16 protein-coding genes are annotated in these 15,905 nt (G+C 65.9%); 9 read left to right on the top strand and 7 right to left on the bottom strand.

Features of this window, described 5'->3' with window-relative positions:
- Positions 1-170, bottom strand: a 170-nt coding sequence (locus tag I2E26_RS02910) for a metalloregulator ArsR/SmtB family transcription factor (RefSeq protein ID WP_195419551.1), incomplete at its 3' end; no start/stop codon positions are given.
- 393 nt (positions 171-563) lie between these two features.
- Here I2E26_RS02910 and asnS point away from each other — a divergent pair.
- Positions 564-1,967: an asparagine--tRNA ligase gene (gene asnS / locus I2E26_RS02915; RefSeq protein WP_195419552.1), complete on the top strand. Its 1,404-nt coding sequence runs from the start codon at positions 564-566 to the stop codon at positions 1,965-1,967.
- Between the two features lie 96 nt (positions 1,968-2,063).
- Entirely contained in the window at positions 2,064-2,969 is a 906-nt protein-coding gene (locus I2E26_RS02920) for an alpha/beta hydrolase (RefSeq protein WP_195419553.1), read from the top strand.
- 16 nt (positions 2,970-2,985) lie between these two features.
- On the opposite strand, the gene I2E26_RS02925 is transcribed toward I2E26_RS02920, so the two are convergent.
- Positions 2,986-3,516, bottom strand: a complete 531-nt coding sequence (locus I2E26_RS02925; protein WP_195419554.1) for a cysteine hydrolase family protein — start codon at positions 3,514-3,516, stop codon at positions 2,986-2,988.
- A gap of 203 nt (positions 3,517-3,719) precedes the next feature.
- Here I2E26_RS02925 and I2E26_RS02930 point away from each other — a divergent pair, with 203 nt between their 5' ends.
- The 4 genes from I2E26_RS02930 (at position 3,720) to I2E26_RS02945 (ending at position 8,771) form a co-directional block, all read left to right on the top strand.
- Positions 3,720-4,748 carry a 3-deoxy-7-phosphoheptulonate synthase gene (locus tag I2E26_RS02930; protein WP_147588913.1) on the top strand — a complete coding sequence of 343 codons (1,029 nt, stop codon included), beginning with the start codon at positions 3,720-3,722 and terminating at the stop codon, positions 4,746-4,748.
- Between the two features lie 91 nt (positions 4,749-4,839).
- On the top strand, positions 4,840-5,724 hold the full coding sequence (locus tag I2E26_RS02935; RefSeq protein ID WP_195419555.1) for a methionyl aminopeptidase: 885 nt from the start codon (positions 4,840-4,842) through the stop codon (positions 5,722-5,724).
- 273 nt (positions 5,725-5,997) lie between these two features.
- Positions 5,998-7,329: a H2O-forming NADH oxidase gene (nox, locus tag I2E26_RS02940; RefSeq protein WP_147588911.1), complete on the top strand. Its 1,332-nt coding sequence runs from the start codon at positions 5,998-6,000 to the stop codon at positions 7,327-7,329.
- A gap of 158 nt (positions 7,330-7,487) precedes the next feature.
- Positions 7,488-8,771, top strand: coding sequence for an Mbeg1-like protein (locus I2E26_RS02945; protein ID WP_370551428.1), 1,284 nt, complete (start codon positions 7,488-7,490; stop codon positions 8,769-8,771).
- 146 nt (positions 8,772-8,917) lie between these two features.
- On the opposite strand, the gene I2E26_RS02950 is transcribed toward I2E26_RS02945, so the two are convergent.
- From I2E26_RS02950 to I2E26_RS02960, 3 genes are all read right to left on the bottom strand, one after another.
- Positions 8,918-9,610 carry a Crp/Fnr family transcriptional regulator gene (locus tag I2E26_RS02950; protein WP_195419556.1) on the bottom strand — a complete coding sequence of 231 codons (693 nt, stop codon included), beginning with the start codon at positions 9,608-9,610 and terminating at the stop codon, positions 8,918-8,920.
- A gap of 238 nt (positions 9,611-9,848) precedes the next feature.
- Positions 9,849-11,537 carry an FAD-dependent oxidoreductase gene (locus tag I2E26_RS02955; RefSeq protein ID WP_195419557.1) on the bottom strand — a complete coding sequence of 563 codons (1,689 nt, stop codon included), beginning with the start codon at positions 11,535-11,537 and terminating at the stop codon, positions 9,849-9,851.
- A gap of 4 nt (positions 11,538-11,541) precedes the next feature.
- Positions 11,542-11,871: a rhodanese-like domain-containing protein gene (locus I2E26_RS02960; protein ID WP_195419558.1), complete on the bottom strand. Its 330-nt coding sequence runs from the start codon at positions 11,869-11,871 to the stop codon at positions 11,542-11,544.
- A 183-nt stretch (positions 11,872-12,054) separates the two neighbouring features.
- Between I2E26_RS02960 and I2E26_RS02965 the strand changes: the two genes are divergently transcribed.
- Entirely contained in the window at positions 12,055-13,302 is a 1,248-nt protein-coding gene (locus tag I2E26_RS02965) for an MFS transporter (RefSeq protein ID WP_147588907.1), read from the top strand.
- A 51-nt stretch (positions 13,303-13,353) separates the two neighbouring features.
- Here the strand turns inward: I2E26_RS02965 and I2E26_RS02970 are convergent, their stop codons facing one another.
- On the bottom strand, positions 13,354-14,070 hold the full coding sequence (locus I2E26_RS02970; RefSeq protein WP_195419559.1) for a hypothetical protein: 717 nt from the start codon (positions 14,068-14,070) through the stop codon (positions 13,354-13,356).
- Positions 14,071-14,484: 414 nt separating this feature from the next.
- Here I2E26_RS02970 and rplJ point away from each other — a divergent pair, with 414 nt between their 5' ends.
- On the top strand, positions 14,485-15,006 hold the full coding sequence (gene rplJ, locus I2E26_RS02975) for a 50S ribosomal protein L10 (protein WP_147588905.1): 522 nt from the start codon (positions 14,485-14,487) through the stop codon (positions 15,004-15,006).
- Between the two features lie 107 nt (positions 15,007-15,113).
- A complete protein-coding gene (gene rplL / locus I2E26_RS02980) occupies positions 15,114-15,491 on the top strand; it encodes a 50S ribosomal protein L7/L12 (protein ID WP_195419560.1) in 378 nt (125 codons plus the stop codon).
- A gap of 199 nt (positions 15,492-15,690) precedes the next feature.
- Here the strand turns inward: rplL and I2E26_RS09050 are convergent.
- Positions 15,691-15,905, bottom strand: a 215-nt coding sequence (locus tag I2E26_RS09050) for a hypothetical protein (RefSeq protein WP_229056368.1), incomplete at its 5' end; no start/stop codon positions are given.

Consider the following 15,905-nt stretch of genomic DNA (forward strand, 5'->3'; position numbering starts at 1 on the left):
GCGTCGACGAGCCCGGCTGCCTTGAGGGCGTTGAGGTGATGGCTGATGGATGGCTTGGTCATGTCGAAGTGCTCGGCGAGCTGACCTGCTGTGAGGTCGCCGCATCGCAGCAGTTCGAGGATGCGTCGTCGCGTGGGATCCGCGAGCGCCTTGAACGCTTCTCCTCCCATGGGTGCTCCTATCTCGCGTGGTGAAACGGCATCGGCGCGCTGTTCGCTGCAGTTCGATGCGCGCTGACGATTAAAGAATTAGACAACAATCTAAATAATATGTCAACAGGGGCTTGCGGGGCGCCATGCGTTTCGATGCAGGTGCCGAGTGTGGGGCGGCTCCGTGCGCAATTCTGGCGAATTTTCCCATCGTTTTTGAAAAACGCCGGGTAGACCGAGCGCGGGGACGGCGTTTGCCCAGGAATCTCACGCTAAAAAGGAGCGTGTACCGAGAGAATTCGAGAATCGATGGGAAAAATCGGAACATCTGCACGGCGCCGCACTGAATCTCGCAGCTGATAGAATAAGAAGTCGGAACATTAACGTCATCAGCACATGATGGAAGGGTTTGGTATGGATCGCACCAAGATCGCCCAGCTATACGCCGATGCCGAGGCGCTCGGCGGCAAGCAGGTCACCGTTGCCGGATGGGTCAAGTCCGTCCGCGATATGAAGAACTTCGGTTTCGTCACGCTCAACGACGGCAGCTGCTTCAAGGACCTGCAGGTCGTTATGAACCGCGATGCGCTCGAGAACTACGATGAGATCGCGCATCAAAACGTCTCGGCGGCGCTCATCTGCACCGGCGAGCTCAAGCTCACCCCGGACGCGCCGCAGCCCTTCGAGCTCGCAGCGACCCAGATCGTGGTCGAGGGCGCTTCCGCCCCGGACTACCCGCTGCAGAAGAAGCGCGCCACCGTGGAGTTCCTGCGTACCCAGCAGCACCTGCGCCCGCGCACCAACCTGTTCCGCGCCGTCTTCCGCGTACGCTCCGTAGCCGCCGCCGCCATCCACCGCTTCTTCCAGGACCGCGGCTTCGTCTACGTGAACACCCCCATCATCACCGCGAGCGACTGCGAGGGCGCCGGCGAGATGTTCCACGTCACCACCATCGATCCGGCCAATCCGCCGCTGGACGATAAGGGCAACGTGGACTTCAGCCAGGACTTCTTCGGCACGGCCGCCTCGCTCACCGTGTCCGGCCAGCTCAATGCCGAGAATTTCGCCATGGCCTTCGGCGACGTGTACACCTTCGGCCCCACCTTCCGCGCCGAGAACTCCAACACCACGCGCCATGCCGCCGAGTTCTGGATGATCGAGCCCGAGATCGCCTTCGCCGACCTCGCCGACGATATGGACATGGCCGAGGACATGCTCAAATACGTCATCCGCGACGTCATGGACCGCTGCCCCGACGAGCTCGCCATGCTCAACAAGTTCGTGGACAAGGGCCTCATCGAGCGCCTCACCCATGTGGCGAACTCCGATTTCGCCCGCGTGACCTACACCGACGCCGTGAAGATCCTCGAGGACGCCGTCGCTGCCGGCCACAAGTTCGACTATCCCGTGAGCTGGGGCATCGACCTGCAGACCGAGCACGAGCGCTTCCTCACCGAGGAGCACTTCAAGTGCCCCACGTTCGTGACCGACTACCCGGCCGAGATCAAGGCCTTCTACATGCGCCTGAACGATGACGGCAAGACCGTCGCGGCAGCCGACTGCCTGGTCCCCGGCATCGGCGAGATCATCGGCGGCTCTCAGCGCGAGGAGCGCCTCGAGGTGCTCGAGCGCCGCATCGCCGAGCTGGGCATGGACCCCGAGCAGTACAAGTACTACCTCGACCTGCGCCGTTACGGCACCTGCAAGCACGCCGGCTTCGGCCTGGGCTTCGAGCGCCTGGTGATGTACCTCACGGGCGTGGGTAACATCCGCGACGTCCTGCCGCACCCGCGCACCGTCGGTAGCTGCGACTTTTAATCAACCCGTACGGGGCTCGCGAGCAGCGGGCCCCTTTTACATGGCACACGGCCCGCGATTCGCCTGTATGGCGGATGTAAGAAGAAAGAAGCGTACATGATCATCGAACAGCACGCCCTGTGGGGCGACGAGACCACGCCGGTATATCCGGCGACCTATACCGCGTACCTGGCCGAGAAGCTGCCGGAGGCGGACGCGCGCCCGCGTCCGGCCGTGGTGATCTGCGGCGGCGGCGGTTTTACGCATGTGGCGCCCCATGAGCAGGACCCCGTGGCGTTCGAGTTCCTCAGCCGCGGCTTCCAGGCCTTCGTGCTCGATTACGTGACGAGTTCCACCGGCGACGTCTCGTATCCCAACCCGCAGGCCGACCTCGCCAAGATGATCGCCACCATCCGCCTCAACGCGGGGGCGTGGAACGTCGATCCTCAGAAGGTCGTGGCCATCGGCTTCTCTGCGGGCGGTTTCATCTGCGCATCCCTGGCGTGCGGTTGGAAGAAGGGGCCGTTCGCGGCGCTGGCCGCCGCGCGCCCCGACGACATTCGCCCCGACGCCGCCATCCTGTGCTATCCGGTGATCGATTTCGCCTACCTGCGCGACCAGCAGACGCGCGACCCGCGCATCGACCTGCGCGTCCCCAAGACCGGCGGCAAGACCGGCCGCGACCTGCTCAACGATTTCCTCGCCATGGTGACGGGCGGCGAGGCCACCGACGAGCACCTCGTCGAGATCTGCCCCACCACCAGCGTGAACCGCAGCATGCCGCCCACGTTCGTGTGGTGCGCGGCGGACGATAAGACGGCGCCGGTCGCCCAGGTCTATCCGTTCGCGGCGCGCATGGCCGCGGAGGGCGTTCCCCACGAGCTGCACGTGTTCAGCGAAGGCGGCCACGGGCTGTCCATGGCCAACCGCAACACCGAGGTCGAGAACGCCGAGCGCCAGCGCTCCGTGCGCGCCTGGGTCGACCTCGCCTTCGACTTCCTGTCGCGACAGGGCGTTTGCTAGAGGCGTTTCGACGCCGCTACAGCACCTCGATCTGGCAGCTGCGCATGGTGGCGAGGGCGGCATCGTGCGCAGCCGGGGTCACGCCAGCGCATAGGGAGGATTCGACGCGCAGGGGCACCTCGGGCAGGTTCGCCTTGATGAGCAGGGCGTTGCTGACCACGCAGATATCGGTGCACAGACCCACGAGCTCGATGGAGTCGATCGGCTCGACGCTGTCCTGCTCGACAAGCCAGGTTGCCAGCTCGAGCGAGCCGAACGACGGCTTGTCGAACACCAGGCAATCGCGGTCGCGCCGCACGTGCTCCAGCTCGTCGACGAGCTCCCAGCCGGGCGTGCCGCGTCGGCAGTGCGCGACGGGCAGGCAGCGACCTTCCTGCGTGTCGGCGTAGGATGCGTCGTGCGTGTCGCGGGTGAACACCACGGTGCCCTCGAACGCGGCGGCGCGCTCGGTGACCGCGGCAACGATCGAACGCGCTTCGGGCGTGCCCAGCGAGCCCGAGACGAAATCGGTTTGCATGTCGACGACGATGAGGAAATCGTTGGCCATGGTGTCTCCTTGGGAACGTGCCCTCGTTGCGGGCGTGGACCATGGGGTCATTGTACCCCGCGTGCCCGCAGCTTGGATGTAAGCGCGCCCTGCTGCCGCATCGTGCTCCGTTGCGGGTGCATAATTCATCTCATCACCGATCCGGTCGATCCGTCTGCGCGCCGGAATTCGCGCGGCGTCGTCCGCGATACCGAAGGGGTCCTATGTCTATGCAGTTCAAGCGCCAGCTGCCCATCCCCAAGCAGATCCGCGAGGAGATGCCGCTGCGCCCCGGGCTCGTGCGCGCCAAATGCGCCCTTGATGCGCAGGTCGCCGCCATCTTCCGAGGCGAGGACCGCCGCCGCTTGCTCATCATCGGCCCGTGCTCGGCCGACCGCGAGGATTCCGTGCTCGAGTACATGACGCGGCTCGCCGCGCTACAGGAGCGCGTGCGCGAGCGGCTGCTCATCGTTCCGCGCGTCTACAGCAACAAGCCGCGCACCCGCGGTACGGGCTACAAGGGCTTGCTTCACAACCCCGACCCCCAGGGCGCCGACGACCTCCTTGAGGGCGTGAAGGCCATCCGCCGCATGCATCTGCGCGTGATCGAGGAGACGGGCTTCTTCACGGCCGACGAGATGCTCTATCCCGCTAACAACCAGTATCTGTTCGACCTGCTGTCCTACGTGGCGGTGGGGGCTCGCTCCGTGGAGAACCAGGAGCACCGGCTGGTGGCGTCGGGCATCTCGGTTCCCGTGGGCATGAAGAACCCCACGGCCGGGTCAACCACGGTCATGCTCAACTCCATCTATGCCGCGCAGGCCCCGCAGTGCTTCATCTACCGCAACTGGGAGGTCGAGACCGAGGGCAACCCGTTGGCCCATGCGGTGCTGCGCGGCTACATCGGCCTGGACGGGCGCACCTATCCCAACTACCATTACGAGCACCTCGAGCGCCTGGCGGAGCGCTATACGGCGCAGGCGTACGCCAACCCCGCCGTGGTGGTCGATTGCAACCACGACAACTCCGGCAAGCGCCCGCTCGAGCAGCCGCGTATCTGCAAGGAGGTGCTCGACTCGTGTCGCCGCAGCGCAGACGTCGACCGCCTGGTGCGCGGATTCATGGTGGAGAGCTATCTGGAAGATGGCAACCAGCCGGTCGACGGCGGCGTGTACGGAAGGTCTATCACCGATGCGTGCCTGGGTTGGGAGAAGACCGAGCGCATGGTGCTCGATATAGCGGAGCGCATGTAGGACGCCCCGCCCCGGTCGCGTCGCGATTCGCGAGCATGCTGGCGGGCAATCGGGGGCATAATGGCCTACGGACGATGATAGGAGTGATCCAATGTACGATAACGGACCCGTGTTCGGTCGCAACGACGAGTGCTGGTGCGGCAGCGGAAAGAAATACAAGAAGTGCCATCTGGCTATCGACGAGCGCTTGGACGAGCTGTGGCAGGCGGGCGAGGAGGTTCTCCCGCGCGACCTGCTCAAGACGGCCGAGGACCTTGAGGGCATTCGCCGCAGCGCCGCGGTGAACGTGGGCGCTCTCGACTACGTGGGCGAGCGCATCGCCCCGGGTTGCACCACTGCCGATATCGACCGCTGGGTGCACGAGTACACCGTGGAGCACGGGGCGATTCCCGCGCCCCTCGACTACGAGGGCTTCCCCAAGAGCGTGTGCACCTCGGTGAACAACGTGGTATGCCACGGCATCCCGTCCGAGGACGAGGTGCTGCACGAGGGCGATATCGTGAACGTCGACTGCTCCACGATCCTCGACGGCTACTATTCTGATTCCTCGCGCATGTTCTGCATCGGCGAGGTCTCGGCCGAGCGCCGGCGCCTGGTCGAGGTGACGCGCGAGTGCGTCGAGGCGGGCCTGGCTGCCATCAAGCCGTGGGGCCACGTGGGCGACATCGCGCATGCGGTGCAGGAGCACGCCGAGGCGGCGGGCTTCAACGTGGTGCGCGAGTTCGGCGGCCACGGTATCGGCCGCGAGTTCCACGAGGACCCGTTCGTGGGCTTCGTGGGCGAGGCGGGCGAGGGCACCGTGCTGGCGCCCGGCTTCTGCTTCACGATCGAGCCCATGGTGAACGCCGGCGAGCCGGGTATCGACATGAGCGACGCGAACGGCTGGACGGTGCGCACGGCCGATGGCTCGGATTCCGCGCAGTGGGAGGTCCAGCTGGTCATCACGAACGACGGTTACGAGCGTATCAGCTGGTAGACGCTAGAAAGAAACATGCCGGGAGGGGCCGGGGGCGCGGTGTCGACACCGCCTCCCGGCCCTTCTCGTCGATTCGCGGGCCATCGGTGCGGCGTGCGATGCGATCGCGGCGCAACGACCGTTTACCGAGGGAAACAATCTGTCGCAAAAATCACGATAATGTTACTAGCAAAATAGGATATGGTACTGCGCGGTAGAAAGCTGCAACGCATGGGGACGCGGCGCCAGAAGCCGCGCCGGCGCCTCCATGCGTGCTCCCGAAAGGAACCGTCTATGAAGACCGTTATCGTTGGTGCCAACCACGCAGGTATCGCTGCGGCCAACACGCTGCTGGACAACTACAAGGACCAGCAGGTCGTCATGATCGACAGCAACACCAACCTCAGCTACCTGGGCTGCGGTACCGCGCTGTGGGTCGGCCGTCAGATCGATTCGTACGAGAACCTGTTCTATACCAACAAGGAGGCCTTCGAGGCCAAGGGAGCGCGCATCTCGCTCGAGACGTCCGTGACCTCCATCGATTTCGCCAATCACGTGGTGCATTGCCAGAAGGCCGACGGCACCTGCTTCGACGAGACCTACGACAAGCTGGTCCTGGCCACCGGCTCGCTGCCCATCTCGCCCAAGCTGCCCGGCTGCGACCTCGAGGGCATCAGCTTCCTCAAGCTCTTCCAGCAGGGCCAGGAGGTCGACCGCTGGATGAGCCGCGACGACGTGCGCTCCGTCGCCGTCATCGGTGCCGGCTACATCGGCGTCGAGATCGCCGAGGCCGCCAAGCGCCGCGGCAAGGAGGTGCGCCTGTTCGACATCGCGCCTACGTCGCTTGCCAGCTACTACGATCCGTCCTTCACCGCGGTCATGGATAAGAACCTGGCCGACCACGGCATCGAGTGCCACTTCGGCGAGCGCGTCGTGGCCTACCATGGCGAGAACGGCCGTGTGAGCGCCATCGAGGCCGAGAAGGGCACCTATCCGGCCGACCTGGTGATCAACGCCATCGGCTTCATCCCCAACAACGAGTTGGGCCGCGACCATCTGGAGCTCTTCTCCAACGGCGCCTACCACGTCGACCGCCGCCAGCGCACGAGCGATCCGGACGTCTACGCCATCGGCGACTGCGCCACCGTGTGGTCCAACGCGCTGAACGCCGAGACCTACATCGCCTTGGCCACCAACGCCGTGCGCTCGGGCATCGTGGCCGGTCATAACATCGGCGGCACCCGTCTGGATTCCATCGGCGTCCAGGGTTCCAACGGCATCTCCATCTTCGGTTACAACATGGTGTCCACCGGCCTGTCCGTGGCCGCGGCCACCCGCGCCGGTCTCGACGTCTGCCATGCCGATTACGAGGACCTGCAGCGCCCGGGCTTCATGCGCGAGAACGCCAGCGTGAAGATCCGCATCGTCTACGAGCGCGAGAGCCGCCGCGTGGTGGGCGCCCAGATGGCCTCGACCGAGGATATCTCCATGGGCATCCACATGTTCTCCCTGGCCATCGAGGAGGGTGTGACCATCGATAAGCTCAAGCTTCTCGACATCTTCTTCCTTCCTCACTTCAACCAGCCGTACAACTACATCACCATGTGCGCGCTGGGCGCCGAGTAGGGTTCGCGCCGCGCGCGAGCGCTTGCAGATGAACGCGACAAGCCCGCTTCGAAGGGGATTCGAAGCGGGCTTGTTCTCATTTGATGGCCGTGCGGCGCAGGCCGTCGTTGGCGGGTATAAGCCTGGTACGTGAGCCGCGCCATGGGGAAGGGGTCGGTGTGTTGCATCTACTCGAATATCTGGAAACCGAGCTGCGCCCGTTCGACGAGGCTTTCGTGAGCCCGGTGGACTCGGCGGCGCTGTCTCAGCTGGCGATGGTCGAGGCCGTGGGCATCGTGCCGCCCTTGCGCGAGCGCGACGTCGAGCGTCTACGCCGCGTGGGCGGCATCGACGTGCAGGGCGCTACCATGCCGGGTGCGGAGGATTCGTTCCTGCTGCGCATGGCGGATAAAGCCGACGAGCTGGCCGATCGCATGCAGGCGCGCCTGACGCGCCCCGCGCACGTGGGCGACCTGCTGGCGGCCGAGCGCTTCGGCACGATGTTTACGGGGCTCGACCAGGTCAATATCAAGCGCGCTATCGCCGCGCTCGCGGCGTCCCCTCGGTTTCGCGTGCTCGAGCTGCGCGATTACGTGTCCCTTCTCGACGAGGACAAGCGCGTGCAGTTCTCTGCCACGTGCTACGTGCTGCCCGGGGCGTGGGCCTACATCGCGTTTCGCGGAACCGACACATCGTTCACGGGCTGGCGCGAGAATTTCGACATGGCGGTGACGCCGCCGGTTCCGGCGCAGCGCATGGCGGCGGCCTACTTGGAGCTCGTTGCGCGCCATCTTCCGCCGCACCTGTACGTGGGCGGCCATTCCAAGGGCGGCAACCTGGCAACGTACGCGGCGCTGCGCTGCTCCGATGCGGTCCGCGCACGCATCGCGGCGGTATTCGACCACGACGGCCCCGGGTTCAAACCGGGCTTCTTGGAGGACGAGGCCGCGTTGCGCGCCCGCGCGCAGCTCGAGGGGCGCCTGCAGCGCACCGTGCCGATGGACTCGGTGGTGGGCATGCTCATGGATGCGGTGGCGCCCGAGACCGCGGTGCTGTCATCGGCTGTGGGAATCGACCAGCATAGCGTGTTTACCTGGGAGATCGAAGATGGTGCGTTCGTCGGTTCGCCGCAGGTGGGCGCGGCGGCGCGTCGCACGCACGAGGTGATGGGCGAGTGGCTCGCATCGTTTAAGAGCGACGAGCTCCCGGGCTTCATCGACGCGCTGTTCCGCGCGCTCGAGTCGTCGGGCGCCAGCAACGCCGGGCAGATCTTCGGCGGCGGCCCGCAGGCCGCGCAGCTCATCCGCGAGGCCACGCGCAACGCCGATGACGAGGCGCGCGAGGTCATCGGCCCGGCCATCGGGAGGCTCGCCGCCATTTCGGCGGCCGGAATCGCCCGCGATGCCGCGGCGGGTATCAAGGACGGGCTCTCGGCGCTGTTCCAGCGCCCGCGCCAGGGCTAGGGGCTCCGTGCGGTCCGGTTTCGGGCCGCGCCCTCGACCGATGCCGCATCGTGCGCATGCTTTTTGCAAGTTAGTAGATCGCGCGTATACATTTGGACCGTTTTAGAAGTCCTGAGCGGTTTAAACGCATACGTACGAGTGCGCTGCTACGCGGTGGCGAGCGCCAGCAGGCCGCGCCGGTCGATGATAACCACGGCACCGCGGCCGAGCGCCACCAAGCCCTCGCGTTCGAAGTACTTGAGCATGCGCGAGACCACCTCTCGGGCGCTGCCGAGATGGCGCGCGATCTCGTCGTGCGTCATGGCGATGTGCTCGCTGCCGGTGCGCGAGAGCTCGTCGAGCAGGAAGGTGGCCAGGCGCGCGTCGAAGCTGGAGAACAGCACCTGCTGCATCACCCACATGCAGTCGCTGAAGCGTTGCGCCGTCTGGCGGTATAGAAATGCCTCGACGGCAGTGTTCTCCTGGGCGAGCTGCGAGAACAGGCGCGGGTCGATGACGAGCGCCTCCACGTCGTCGGCGGCATCCAGGGCGATGTCGAAGGTGATCATGGGCAGGATGCACGAGGCTGCCAGCACGCAGCTCTCGCCCGCCTCCACGCGAAAGAGCGTGATCTCCTTGCCCCCTTCCGAGAGCATGTACGCGCGCAGGCTTCCGCTGAGCGCCACCATCACGCCCGCGCACCCCGAACCGCCTCCCTGGATGCGCTCTGCGCTCCGGGCGCGCAGCAGGCGCGTCGCGCGCGCGAGGCGCTCGCGCTCGGCGATGGAGAGCTGGTCCCAGAAGGGAAGGGTGGCGGCGAGCGATTGCGCCGCGATGGTGGGGTTGGTCGCGAAATCCATAGGTTCAGGCCGCCTTCGCTTCAGAGGGTTCATGCTTCCTTAAACCTACGGCGCGCGGCGCCCGAAAGCAACCGCATCCCTGCCGTACGGGCGAGCGGCGCGCGAGGGTCCTGTCTGCAGGCTCGGTGCGTTCGAATGGTATGTGCCCGGCTCCGAAGCATCTTGATCGGAGCCGGGCCGTATCGCCCGCGTGTGGCCGCGCTGCCCGCGGGCGACCACCCGGGCGGCAGTCCATACGCTAGAGGGCGACGCCGCAGTCGGCCACGTCGGTTCGACGACGCTCGGCATCGAGCCTCGTCTCCTGGTAGAAGCCGTAGCCTCCGGCTACGTTGGCGCACGCGAAGCCGTGCTGCGCCAGAATGCGGCAGGCCACGTAGCTGCGCAGGCCGCTTTGGCAGTACACCAGCAGGTGTTTGTCGCGCGGCAGCTCGTCCAGGTGCTCGCGGAGCTCGTCCAGGGGGATGTGCAGCGCGCCGTCGACGGCACCGCGTGCGTACTCGCCCGCCGTGCGGGTATCGAGCACCACCTCATCGCCGGCCGGCGCGATCGCGCGGTTCCAATCGACTTGCTCCACGCGGCCTTCGAGGATGTTCTCGATAAGGTAGCCGGCCATGTTCACCGGATCTTTCGCAGAGGAATAGGGCGGTGCGTAGGCAAGGTCGAGCTCGGTGAGGTCGGTGGCGTCCATGTGCGCGCGGATCGCCGTGGCCAGCACGTCGATGCGCTTGTCCACGCCGTCCATTCCAATGGCCTGCGCGCCCAGGATGCGGCCGGTGCCCGCTTCGAACAGCACCTTCATGGTCATGCTGCTGGAGCCCGGATAGTACGTCGCGTGGCTGGCGGGCGACAAGACCACATGCTGCGCCTCGATGCCGGCGGCGCGCGCCGCGACCTCGGTGAGGCCGGTGCCGGCCACCGTGAGGTCGAAGAGCTTGAGGACGGACGAGCCCTGGCTGCCGCTGAAGCGGCTCTCGATGCCGCAGATGTTGTCGGCGGCGATGCGCCCCTGCTTGTTGGCGGGGCCGGCCAGGGCGATGAGCGCATCGTCTCCGGTGACGAAGTTCTTCACCTGCACGGCGTCGCCTACGGCGTAGATGTCCTCGTCGCTCGTGCGCATGTGCTCGTCTACGGCGATGGAGCCGCGGATGCCCAGCTCGAGGCCGGCCTCGCGGGCCAGCGTGCCCTCGGGAGCCACGCCCACGGCGAGGACCACCATGTCGGAGGAGAGCGGCTCGGAGCCCTCGACGCGCGTGAGCATGCTGCCGTCCGCCTGGGGCTCGAAGGCCTCCACGTTGGCGTCGAGCTTGAGGTCGATGCCGTGGTTGCGCAGATGGTTATGGGCGATCGCGGCCATATCGGCGTCCAGGGTGGGCATCACGTGACCGCCGCGCTGGACCACCGTCACATCCAGGCCGCGTTCACGCAGGTTCTCGGCCATCTCGAGGCCGATGAAGCCGGCGCCCACCACCACGGCCGAGCGGGGTTGCTCGCGCTCGACGAAGCCGTGAATGCGGAAGGTGTCCTCCACGGTCCGCAGGGTAAACAGGCGCTCGGCGTCCACGCCCGGCAGCTCGGGCACGACGGCGCGCGCTCCGGGGGAGAGGATGAGCTTGTCGTAGCTCTCGGCGTAGGTCTCGCCGGTCTCGAGATCGCGGACGATCACCTCGTGTGCCGCGCGGGCTATGGCCACGACCTCCTGGCGCACGCGTACGTCGATGCGGAAGCGGTTGTGGAAGCTCTCGGGCGTCTGCAGCGTGAGCTTGCGGCGTTCGGTGATGGCGCCGCCGATGAAGTACGGCAGGCCGCAATTGGCATAGCTCACGTAGCCCGTGCGCTCGATCATGATGATCTCGGCCTGCTCGTCCAGACGGCGCAGGCGCGCGGCGGCGGTGGCTCCTCCGGCGACGCCGCCGATGACAACCTTCATGGCCCTACTTCCTTCCCTGCACGATCGCGCCGCTCCAACGGGTGATGCCGCCCATATCGGTGACGGCCGAGTATCCCAGTTGGTCGAGTACGCGGCATGCCTGCGCGCTGCGGGCGCCCGAGAGACAGTAGACGAACAGCGGGGTGTCGCGCCTGGGGATGCGCGTGAGAACCGACTGGATGCCGGCGAGCGGGAAGCTCTGCGCGCCCTCGATGTGCCTCTCGTAGAATTCCTCCGGCGTGCGAACGTCGAGTACGACGGCGCCCTCGGTGGCGCGCGCCTCCTCCATATGGGCATCGATGCCCTTGCCGAACAGCGATCCAAACAGTCCCATCGCGTGCTCCTTTCCTCAGTGGTCGTCCCCACTGTACGCCGCGGCGCCCCGCGCGGTCAGTGACCATGTCACCCACGCCGCTGCCGGCCGTGTTCTTGACGCTGCCGTGTCGCTCTGCCACAGTTGAAGAATTACGCGAATTCCCCGCGCGGTTATAGGGCGGGGGACGAGGGAGGGGGTCGCATGAGGACGCTGTTCGACAAGCTCATCTCTCTATCACCTATGGCGAAACGCCTGGTCGCCATGCGTTTTCTGGCGCACGTGGGCATGCTCGCTTCGTATTTCATCGGTATTCTGGGCACGCTCACCTATTCGCTGGGTGGCGATGCGCTGTCCACCACGTTCTCGGTGGGACTTATCAATCTCGCCATCGTGGGCGGCAATTTCGTGGGTGGAGCGGTGCTCGATGCGTGGGGCCCGCGGCGGCACTTCGCGATCAGCGTGGCCCTAACCTGCGTTTCCGCCGCGCTGTTCCAGGTCTTTTCATCCTCTGTCGCCGGCATCCTGATGTGTTCGGCCGTCTTCGGCCTGGCATGGGGCGTCGAGGATATCGTCGCGCGCTCCTATCCCGCGTACCTCACGGGCGACGCCGAAGAGCTCGCCTGCATCAACCCCGTGCTGTCGGCCGCCACCAACCTCACCGTGGTCGTGGGTCCGCTTGTCGGCGGCATGGTCACCATGATCTTCGAGCCGCAGGTCGTTTTCCTGTTCGGCGCCGCATGCGCCCTGCTGGGGCTGGTGCCGGCGGCGGGCTTTCATCCGCAGCGCATGCCCGAGCAGGGGAGCGACGGCGGCAATTCGCTCACCGCGGGCTTTCGCGCGGTGGCGGCCAGCTCTTCGCTGAGCCTGCTGCTGGCTATTGGTTTCATGGCGTATTTCGGCTACGGCGCGTTCGATCCGCTGGAGTCTCTTTATTACCGCGACGTGCTGCACGTGGGGCCGGAGTGGATGGGCTGGCTGTCGAGTGCCTCGGGGGTGGGCGCGATCGCGGGCTCGCTGCTGCTCATGCGGCTGCCGGGTCGCCGCACGAATATGCGCAGCCTGCTCTGGGCCCTGTTCGGCATGGGCGCGGGCTGCCTCGTGTACGTGGGCACGTCGAGCGTGGTCGTGGCGCTGGCGGGTCAGATCATGCTGGGTTTCGCGTTCGGTGTGATCGGCCCGTTGCAAACGATGCTGGTCCAGGTGCACGCGCCGCTGTCGGCATTGGGGCGCGTGAGCGCGGTGATGGGCTGCGGTTACAGCGCTGCCGGCGTGGTGCCGCTGCTCATGGCGCCGGTGCTCGCCGGGCTCATCGGCGTGCAGGAGACGCTCGTGCTGGCGAGCGCGCTGGTCACGGTGAGCTCGCTGGCGGCCATGGTGCTCTTTCGTGGGCGCATCGACCGTTCGGTGGACGAGGAGCGCCGCATGGGAGGCAGCGGTTCGAACGCATAGCGGGCCCGACGGGCATGCGGCCCGGGTCCGCTGTGCCTGCGGGCGCGGCTCCTAGCGGTAGAGCAGGCGGTAGAGGATGGCGGGCGCGGGGTCTGGCACGTCGATGACGTCGCCCGCGCTCGCGGCGTCGCGCGCGCCGAAGAGCTCCGCGGACGCCGATACGGTCACGCCGGCTCGCGCTGCCCCGATGAGGCGGTCCAGGGCCTCCGAGCAGGCGCGGCGGGCGCGGCCCATGCGCGGTTTGACAGAACGCGCCGCCACGGCCTTCGCCCTGCCCGCGGCCAGCCCGCCCATCCAGGCGAGGTCGCGCTCGCGACAGCACGCGGCCACGGCTTCGAGGCCGGGGTGCGCGGCGCTCGGCGCGGGGGCATCGGCCACGGCGATGGCGTAGACGCGCTGACCGGGGGCGAGCGCGTTCGCGCGCGCGAGGGCGTCGAGCGCGGACCCGAGGGCGGCGCCAGGCGTGTCGTCTGAGACCTCGAGGGCGGCAACGATCGTATCGCACGGCGCGGGCGAGGCGTCTATCTGGTCGTTTTCAAGCAGCGCGGTAAGGGATGCGTGGTGGAAGCGCGGGGGCTCCGCCGTACCCGTCGCATCGAGCGCGCTTGCGGAGAGATGGTCGTAGGCGAGCAGCGCATCCTCGAAATCGGCCAGCAGCGCCGCGGCCGCACCCGTCGCGTGCGCGCCCGCGACGTCGAGGGCCAAGATCGTGCGCGCAACGCCGTTCGGGCGTTCGCCGGCATGCGCGTGTTTCTGCGATGTGGCCATCTTCTAACACCCTCCTGCTTACATGCGCGCCGTCCGGACGGCGGGCGCTCCCTGGTTAGCAAGCGTATGCCCCGGAAGGGGGAGGCGCAAGATGCGAGGTGGCTTGGCGTCGCCCGGGGTCCGCGCATCGGACGACGCCAATGTGTACGGCTTGTGATGATGGTCTTTATCCTTGACGTGTGAAACCCCGTTCGGCATACTTCTAATGTTCACGCACGAATCCGCTGCCAGAGACAGCAGGTGCCGCGGGGCTTGCCCCAAGGCTTAATGGGAGTTCCCGCCAGCCGAGGTGGTCGAGCAGTATGTCTTCTCGCCCCCGTCGCTGTTGCAGCACGGGGGTTTTCTTTTTCGAGACACACCCCCGCCAAGTCAGGCGCGGAAAGTGCCCGAGAAAGATATGAAGGAGGTGTACCTATGCCAAAGCAGTACAAGATCGATATGGTCGCCGAGATCGAGGCCAACGTCGAGAAGAACGCCGGTCTGTTCGTTGTTTCCTACAACGGTCTTACCGTTAAGCAGGCGCAGGAGCTGCGTCACCAGCTTCGCGAGTGCGGCGCCGAGATGAAGGTTTACAAGAACAACCTCGTCCGCATCGCCCTCGAGAACAAGGAGCAGCCCAGCATCGACGACATGCTCGTCGGCCCGCTGGCTTATGTGTTCTACGAGAACGAGCCCGTGGAGGCCGCGAAGGCGCTCAAGGAGTTCGCTAAGAAGTCCAAGGGCGTTCTCGAGATCAAGGGCGGTATTTCCGACGGTCAGGCTGTTTCCGCCGAGGAGGTCAACGCAATCGCCGAGCTCCCCACCAAGGATCAGCTTCTGGGTCAGATCGCCGGCCTTATCAACGGCTTCGCTCGCGACATCGCTGTCTGCGTCAACGGCGTTTCCTCTGGTCTCGCCCGCACCGTTCAGCAGATCTCCGAGCAGAAGGCAGCCTAGCGATAGGCTTCCTTACCGCGGCCCGAGGCGGCCGCACCTGTGCGCGCAAGCGCTGTACTTTAATTGCTCTCCCTGCGTAGATGCAGGGGAACTGAAAGGACTTAGAAATGGCTAAGCTTACCAACGAAGAGATCATCGAGGCCCTGAAGGAAATGACCCTTCTCGAGGCTTCCGAGCTCGTTAAGGCTATCGAGGAGACCTTCGGCGTTTCCGCTGCTGCCCCGGCTGCTGTTGTTGCCGGCCCCGCTGCCGTTGCCGAGGAGGCCGAGGAGAAGACCGAGTTTGACGTCGTGCTCGAGGGCTTCGGCGACAACAAGATCCAGGTCATCAAGGTCGTCCGCGAGCTCACCAACCTTGGCCTGAAGGAGGCCAAGGAGGTCGTCGAGGGCGCTCCCAAGGCCGTCATCGAGGGTGCCAAGAAGGAGGACGCCGAGGCTGCCAAGGAGAAGCTCGAGGCTGCCGGCGCTGCTGTCTCCCTCAAGTAGTTTCTTGCAGGCGCATCGCCTGCAGCTGCTTCGCGATTTTCTTTCGCATGCAAACGGGATCCAGTTTTTCTGGGTCCCGTTTTTCGTTTTTATGAGAGCGGGGTGCTTCGCGCGCTCGGGGCGCATCGCATCTGCAGGCGGCGGTTGATTTGCCTCGAATTTGCGCCTTTCGTGTGACAAATAGTCGGAAGCTGCGTAGTTAAGCTGCATTTTTTCTAAAGCGGTGGCAGTTTTCGTACAAAACGGTATGCTTTTTGAACACGAGTTTGTTTATCTCCGTTCGGCACCCGATGTGCGTGACTGCACGTGTCGTATGCGCGAAGACGCGTAGAATCGTTGAAAGGAATGCCATGAAGGCAATCATCCCCGCCGCCGGTCTCGGCACCCGCTTCCTGCCGGCCACCAAGTGCACCC

This window comes from Collinsella sp. D33t1_170424_A12 (genome assembly GCF_015554865.1).
In the GTDB taxonomy this organism is placed as follows: Bacteria; Actinomycetota; Coriobacteriia; order Coriobacteriales; family Coriobacteriaceae; genus Collinsella.

What these genes read in the sequence shown, in the direction of transcription:
- I2E26_RS02960 (WP_195419558.1), bottom strand. Translation starts at nt 11,871, where the DNA reads ATGGGACTGTTTGGATCGCTGTTCGGCAAGGGCATCGATGCCCATATG.
- rplL (WP_195419560.1), top strand. Translation starts at nt 15,114, where the DNA reads ATGGCTAAGCTTACCAACGAAGAGATCATCGAGGCCCTGAAGGAAATG.
- I2E26_RS02955 (WP_195419557.1), bottom strand. Translation starts at nt 11,537, where the DNA reads ATGAAGGTTGTCATCGGCGGCGTCGCCGGAGGAGCCACCGCCGCCGCG.
- I2E26_RS02920 (WP_195419553.1), top strand. Translation starts at nt 2,064, where the DNA reads ATGATCATCGAACAGCACGCCCTGTGGGGCGACGAGACCACGCCGGTA.
- I2E26_RS02950 (WP_195419556.1), bottom strand. Translation starts at nt 9,610, where the DNA reads ATGGATTTCGCGACCAACCCCACCATCGCGGCGCAATCGCTCGCCGCC.
- I2E26_RS02965 (WP_147588907.1), top strand. Translation starts at nt 12,055, where the DNA reads ATGAGGACGCTGTTCGACAAGCTCATCTCTCTATCACCTATGGCGAAA.
- nox (WP_147588911.1), top strand. Translation starts at nt 5,998, where the DNA reads ATGAAGACCGTTATCGTTGGTGCCAACCACGCAGGTATCGCTGCGGCC.
- I2E26_RS02930 (WP_147588913.1), top strand. Translation starts at nt 3,720, where the DNA reads ATGTCTATGCAGTTCAAGCGCCAGCTGCCCATCCCCAAGCAGATCCGC.
- I2E26_RS02935 (WP_195419555.1), top strand. Translation starts at nt 4,840, where the DNA reads ATGTACGATAACGGACCCGTGTTCGGTCGCAACGACGAGTGCTGGTGC.
- I2E26_RS02925 (WP_195419554.1), bottom strand. Translation starts at nt 3,516, where the DNA reads ATGGCCAACGATTTCCTCATCGTCGTCGACATGCAAACCGATTTCGTC.
- I2E26_RS02970 (WP_195419559.1), bottom strand. Translation starts at nt 14,070, where the DNA reads ATGGCCACATCGCAGAAACACGCGCATGCCGGCGAACGCCCGAACGGC.
- asnS (WP_195419552.1), top strand. Translation starts at nt 564, where the DNA reads ATGGATCGCACCAAGATCGCCCAGCTATACGCCGATGCCGAGGCGCTC.
- rplJ (WP_147588905.1), top strand. Translation starts at nt 14,485, where the DNA reads ATGCCAAAGCAGTACAAGATCGATATGGTCGCCGAGATCGAGGCCAAC.